Origin of the sequence: Streptomyces sp. AcH 505 (assembly GCF_000818175.1) — a bacterium.
GTDB lineage: Bacteria > Actinomycetota > Actinomycetes > Streptomycetales > Streptomycetaceae > Streptomyces.
This window is the reverse complement of the sequence record NZ_JTIY01000001.1, coordinates 1725082-1731080: the sequence shown is the minus strand read 5'-3', so window position 1 is coordinate 1731080 and position 5999 is coordinate 1725082. Positions and strand designations below refer to the sequence as shown.

Here is a 5999-nt window from a genome sequence, read left to right as displayed (position 1 = left end):
TCAGGGAAGCCCCTGCACCCACGTGGTGCGGGGGCTTTTCTGCGTTCACGGTCATGTGCCGTTTAAGGTCGACGTATGCGCTACGAACTGATCATCTTCGACAACGACGGCGTGCTGGTCGACAGCGAACCGATCTCCAACACCATTCTCGCCGGCTATCTCACCGAGCTGGGACATCCCACCTCCTACGAGGACTCCCTGCGGGACTACATGGGCGCCGCGGTGCATCGCGTCCACGACCTCATCGGTGCCCGTACCGGGCGTCTGCTGCCCGACGACTTCGACGAGACCCTGCACTCCCGCGTCTTCGCCGCCTTCGAGCGCGAGTTGACGCCGGTCGACGGCGTCGCGGATGTTCTGGAGAAGCTTGCCGCCGACGGGGTGCCGTACTGCGTGGCGTCCTCCGGGAGCCATGAGCGGATCAGGGTCGGGCATCGTAAGACCGGGCTCGACCGGTGGTTCGACGACCGGGTCATCTTCAGCGCGCAGGACGTCGGCAGGGGCAAGCCCGAGCCGGATCTCTTCCTTTATGCCGCCGAGCAGATGGGAGTCGCCCCCGACGTCTGCGCCGTCGTCGAGGATTCGCCGCTGGGTGTCGCGGCGGCCAGGGCCGCCGGGATGGATGTGTACGCGTTCACTGCCATGACGCCCGCCGAGAAGCTGGCGGGGGCCAACGGGTACTTCGGCGGGATGAACGAACTGCTGGGATTGCTCGCCTGATCCATCTACCCATGGGTAGCGCGGCGTCATACGCTTTCCGGCCATGACAGATGTGCGGTTGCGGCACGGTCGGGCCTCCCTTGCGGTGAGCTTCTTCGCCCAGGGCGTGGCCTTCGCTCTCCTCGTCACCCGTATCCCCGCGATCCAGGACCGGTACGGGATATCCGACGGGCTGCTGCCGGTGTTCCTCGCCGCCGTACCCATTCTCGCGGGTGTCGGGAGTGTGGTCACCGAGAAGCTGGTCGCGAAGGTGCGGCCGAGCATGGTGCTGCGGTCTGCGCAGCCCGTGGTGCTGCTCGCTCTGCTCGGGGTCGGTGCCGGCGACGCGCTGTGGCAGATCGCCGTCTCCCTCGCTGCCTTCGGTCTTGCGGTGGGGGCGCTCGACGCGTCGATGAACATGCTCGGGGTGAGTCTCCAGCGGGCCTACGGGCGCAGCATCATGCTCGGGTTCCATGCCGCGTACAGCCTCGGTGGGATCGCCGGGGCCTCGCTGGCCTGGGCGGGGGCGCACTGGGATCTGTCGCTGCTGGTGTCGTATCTCCCGGTGGTGGTCGTGCTGCTGCCGCTGACGCTGATCGGCAGCCGGTGGTACGCCGATGCGACACCGGACGCGGTCGAGGCAGCCGTCGGGTCGGCGGACAAGCCCGTCACCGCGGGCAGCAAGCCCGTCGTCTTCAAGCTGCTGCTGCCCCTGTGTCTGGTGATGGCCTTCGCCTACATCGGTGACTCCACCGTCTCGAACTGGAGCGCCAAGTACCTCCAGGACGTGCTGCACAGCTCGGAGGAGCTGGCGACCGTTCCGTACAACGCCTACATGGTGACGACTCTGCTGGGCCGCGCCGTCGGGGACTTCGGCGTGCGGCGCTTCGGTGCTGTGGCTGTCGTGCGGTGCGGGACGGTGCTCGCCGCCGCCGGGTTCGGGGTGGTCGCCATCGCTTCGGGGCCCTGGGTGGGGATTCTCGGGTTCACGATGCTGGGTCTTGGGCTGTGTGTGATCGTGCCGCAGACCTTCGCCGCCGCCGGCCGGCTGTTTCCCGCCGCGAGTGACGCGGCGGTGGCGCGGCTCAACATCTTCAACTACGTGGGCTTTCTGATCGGGTCGCCGCTGGTGGGTGCCCTGGGTGACGCGTGGAGCTACCGGGGCGCGATGCTCGTGCCGATGGTGATGGTTCTGGTGACCCTCGTGTACGCCCGCTCGTTCGGGACGGACCCGGCCGGATACGGTGGCGGGCATGAGCGGCCGCGCACTGTTGATGTGGGATGACGCAGTTTCGGGATACGACTTCGGACCCAGCCACCCGATGGATCCGGTACGGCTGGCGCTGACCATGGGGTTGGTCCGGGCGTACGGGCTGGACAGAGCGGTGGATGTGGTGGCGGCGCCGGCGGCGGGTGATTCGACGCTGCGGCTGGTGCACCAGGCCGATTACGTCGAGGCCGTACGGCGGCTGTCGCTGGACCCGGGGTCCGCCGACGGGTCGTACGGTCTGGGGACGGCGGACGATCCGGCGTTCGCGGGGATGCACGAGGCGTCGGCGCTGATCGCCGGGCAGTCGGTCGGTGCGGCGGAGGCGGTGTGGCGGGGCGAGGCCGCGCACGCGGTGAACTTCGCGGGTGGTCTGCATCATGCGATGCCGGGTGCCGCTTCGGGTTTCTGCATCTACAACGACGCGGCGCTGGCGATTGCCCGGCTGCTGGAGCTGGGTGCCGAGCGGGTGGCGTACATCGACGTCGACGTGCATCACGGCGACGGGGTCCAGGCGGCGTTCTGGGAGGACCCGAGGGTGCTGACCGTTTCGCTGCACGAGCATCCGCGGACGTTGTTCCCGGGGACGGGGTGGGCCGAGGAGACCGGGGCCGGTGCGGGTGAGGGCGGTGCGGTGAATGTGCCGCTGCCCGCGGGGACCGGGGACGAGGGCTGGCTGCGGGCGTTCCACGCCGTGGTGCCCGAGCTGGTGGCGGACTTCCGGCCGCAGGTGCTGGTGACGCAGCATGGCGCCGATACGCATTTCGAGGATCCGCTGGCGCATCTCGCGGTGTCGCTGGACGCGCAGCGTGCGGTGCAGGCCGCCTGCCATGACCTGGCGCACGAGTACGCGGACGGGGGCCGCTGGCTGGCGCTGGGCGGTGGCGGTTACGCGGTGGTCGACGTGGTGCCCCGGTCCTGGGCTCATCTGGTGGGGATCGCCGCGCACGCGCCGGTCGACCCGCAGTCGGCTGTGCCGGCGTCGTGGCGGGACGAGGTGTACGCGCGGACGCGGCAGCCGGGTCCGGTGCGGATGACGGACGGGCGTACGGCGCAGTGGCAGCCGTGGGACGCGGGGTACGATCCGGCGGACCGGCTGGACCAGGCGGTGCTGGCGACGCGTAAGGCGGTGTTCCCGCTGCGGGGGCTGCTCGCCTGAGCCGTCCGCCGGTTGGGCCGTGGCGGTGCGGGCACATGCGGGGGCGGCGCAGGCACGTTACGCCAACTGTGGGGTGTATACCGGGTTCCGGCCCCTCGCCGGTCCTGGTGCGCGAGCATCGGTGGTGTGTTGAGCACCGGAGCGTTGCGTGCGCATCTGCTGGCGGCCAGGCTGGCCGGTCCTGTGGCGACGTCGCGGGAGGAGAGTCTGCGCAGTTACCGGCTCTTCGCCGCCCGTGATCCGCGGGTGATGCTCGGCCTGGACCCCGAATGGGCCTGGGGGGAGCGGGACTTGCTCAGTCTCATGGCCGACAAGTGCGGGGTCTCCGCCGATCCCGGTCATGTGTCGGGGCAGGACGTGATCGATCCCGAGCGGACGCTCGGTGCGCTGGAGGCGTTCGCGGGGCGGCTGCGGCAGGCGGTGGCGGAGCGGGCGCCTGTGCTGTTCGGGACGGGCCATCCGCATCGGCTGCTGGGTTTCTACGCAGGTCTCGCAGACGCTTTGTCGGCGGCGGGATGTGTTGTTCTCACACCTTCGCAGGGGCGATGTATCGACATAACGACCCGGTTCGGGGTACGCACGTACCGTCTTGACTACGTGCGGGGCGTCGCGTTGGTGCGCGAACCGGGTGTTCGGTGCGCCGGGAGTGAGCCGGGCGCACACACCCATTCGCCGCTGCCCGTGCGGGTCGCGCTCGACGGTCTCGCGGAGGCCGGCCGGCCGCTGCCCGAGTTGGTGGTGGGGGACCACGGCTGGGTCTGCGGGGCAGGTCAGCTCGGCATTGAGGCGATCGGGCTGGCGGACACGGACGATCCGGCGCTGTTCGTCGGTGAGGCGGAGGGCCGGGTGTCCGTGGTGGTGCCACTTGATGACGCGGTGCGCTCCGATTACTACCGCCCGCTTACTCGCTATGTACTCAATCGGGCGTGTCTGTCACAGTAATCAGCCGGAGGTTGCTCCTCTTCCCCACTCGTATCACCCGCCCCTAGTCTGGTGTGTGAGCGCACAGCGACGAAGAGTTACCGGAGGGGAAGCCGGTGGCCGTCGGGTGCGGAAGGTACAGGTGGGTCATGGCTGCTGGCAGCGAGAGGCCTCTCAACGAGGTCAAGTTCCTTACCGTGGCGGAGGTCGCCTCGGTGATGCGAGTGTCGAAGATGACCGTGTACCGGTTGGTGCACAGCGGTCATCTGCCGGCGATCCGGGTGGGCAGGTCTTTCCGGGTTCCGGAGCAAGCGGTTCACGAGTACCTCCGCGAGTCCTTTGTGGGGGTTGAGTCGGCCTGAGCTGAGCCGGCGGCATCCCCTCGGATTACGTCCCTCACTCGCTGACGGGTAGGCTAGGCCGACGTAGGTCGTGTGGGCCCAGACGCCCCGCACCGAGTGAAGAGAAGTGAGCGAGGGTAGTCGTGGGCTCTGTTATCAAGAAGCGGCGTAAGCGGATGGCCAAGAAGAAGCACCGCAAGCTGCTCAAGCGCACCCGCGTTCAGCGCCGCAACAAGAAGTAAGCGGCAGCTGTTCGTACATCCGCGGCCCTTCCACCAGCACGGTGGGAGGGCCGCGGTGTCATCCCCGGGCAATCGTGAACCGCTACGGTGACGCGTAGACGCAGTTCTAGGGGAAGGCAGTTGATCTTGGGCAAGGTCGTGCTCGTGACCGGAGTGGCCAGACAGCTGGGCGGCCGTTTCGTACGGCGCGTTCAACGCGACCCCGGTGTGGAGCGGGTGATCGCGGTCGACGCGGTTCCTCCCGAGCACCATTTGGGCGAGGCGGAATTCGTCCGGGCCGATATCCGTCAGCCGGCCATAGCGAGAGTTCTCGCCGAACACAGTGTCGACACCGTGGTTCATCTGGATGTGACGGGTACCGCGCTGGGCGGTACGGGCAGCCGTGCGTCGGTGAAGGAAAACAACGTCATCGGCACGATGCAGCTGCTCGGCGCCTGCCAGAAATCGCCGACGGTCCGCCGCCTCGTCGTCAAGTCCAGTACCAGCGTGTACGGTTCGGCGCCGCGCGATCCTGCCGTGTTCACCGAGACGATGCCGGCGAAATCGCTGCCGAGCGGCGGATTCGCGAAGGACGCCGTCGAGGTCGAGGGATACGTGCGCGGATTCGCGCGCCGCAGGCCCGATGTGGCTGTTTGCGTGCTGCGCTTCGCGAACATCCTGGGGCCCGCGGCCGATTCGCCGCTCGCCGAGTATCTGTCGCTGCCCGTGCTGCCGACGGTCTTCGGTTACGACCCGCGGCTGCAGTTCGTCCACGAGGACGACGTGATCGACGTCCTGCTGATCGCCGCGGCCGAGGCCAGGCGCGGGACGCTCAACAGCGGGACCTTCAACGTCGCCGGCGAGGGCGTGCTGCTGCTGTCGCAGTGCTCGCGGCGGCTGGGGCGGCCCACCGTGCCCGTGCTGCTGCCGGCGGTGACCTGGGTCGGCTCGGCGCTGCGTACGGCGGGGATGACGGACTTCTCGCCGGAGCAGATCCGGCTGCTGACCCACGGCAGGGTGGTCAGTACGGACCAGATGCGCGAGACACTGGGATTCGTGCCCACGTATTCGACCGCGCAGACCTTCGCCGATTTCGCGCGGAGCCGTGGCGCGGGGCTGCTGCCGCCGCAGACGGTGGCTCTCGCGGTCGACAGGCTGTCCCAATTCGTCAGCTCCCAACTCGTCGGCAAGGAGGGCATCTGACATGGCGGATGCCAAGGTCATCCCTTTCGGTGACGATCCGCGGTCCAGGCGGGGCGCGGCCGGCCGGCAGAAGCAGGCCAAGGACGCGGCCACGAAGCGTTCACAGGGCCGCACACGCAAACCGGGTGGACTGATCCCCGTACCGGAGGAAGAGCCGCTCCAGCAGCCCGCGGCGGACGAGCGGCCCG

General features: G+C 68.8%; 7 protein-coding genes and 1 pseudogene. All 8 read left to right on the top strand.

Annotation, left to right across the window (positions count from 1 at the left end; all coding sequences use genetic code 11):
- The first annotated feature begins 75 nt into the window (after window positions 1-75).
- Window positions 76-720: an HAD family hydrolase gene (locus HY68_RS08055; protein ID WP_041986210.1), complete on the top strand. Its 645-nt coding sequence runs from the start codon at window positions 76-78 to the stop codon at window positions 718-720.
- A gap of 43 nt (window positions 721-763) precedes the next feature.
- The gene (locus HY68_RS08050) at window positions 764-1984 is read left to right on the top strand and encodes an MFS transporter (protein WP_041986208.1); all 1221 of its coding nucleotides are present in this window, start codon (window positions 764-766) and stop codon (window positions 1982-1984) included.
- Window positions 1953-3125 (top strand): acetoin utilization protein AcuC, encoded by a 1173-nt coding sequence (locus HY68_RS08045; RefSeq protein WP_041995409.1) that lies wholly within the window; start codon window positions 1953-1955, stop codon window positions 3123-3125. The genes HY68_RS08050 and HY68_RS08045 overlap by 32 nt, the downstream gene beginning before the upstream one ends.
- Before the next feature lie 126 nt (window positions 3126-3251).
- Complete coding sequence (locus HY68_RS08040; protein WP_041986204.1) at window positions 3252-4067, top strand: phosphatase; 816 nt, start codon at window positions 3252-3254, stop codon at window positions 4065-4067.
- A 128-nt stretch (window positions 4068-4195) separates the two neighbouring features.
- Entirely contained in the window at window positions 4196-4408 is a 213-nt protein-coding gene (locus tag HY68_RS08035; RefSeq protein ID WP_014046653.1) for a helix-turn-helix domain-containing protein, read from the top strand.
- Window positions 4409-4530: 122 nt separating this feature from the next.
- Window positions 4531-4629, top strand: a complete 99-nt coding sequence (locus HY68_RS40470; protein ID WP_003948845.1) for an AURKAIP1/COX24 domain-containing protein — start codon at window positions 4531-4533, stop codon at window positions 4627-4629.
- Window positions 4630-4755: 126 nt separating this feature from the next.
- A complete protein-coding gene (locus tag HY68_RS08030; RefSeq protein ID WP_041995407.1) occupies window positions 4756-5811 on the top strand; it encodes an NAD-dependent epimerase/dehydratase family protein in 1056 nt (351 codons plus the stop codon).
- 1 nt (window position 5812) lies between these two features.
- A pseudogene (locus HY68_RS43565) lies at window positions 5813-5999 on the top strand (glycerol acyltransferase); the annotation flags it as partial.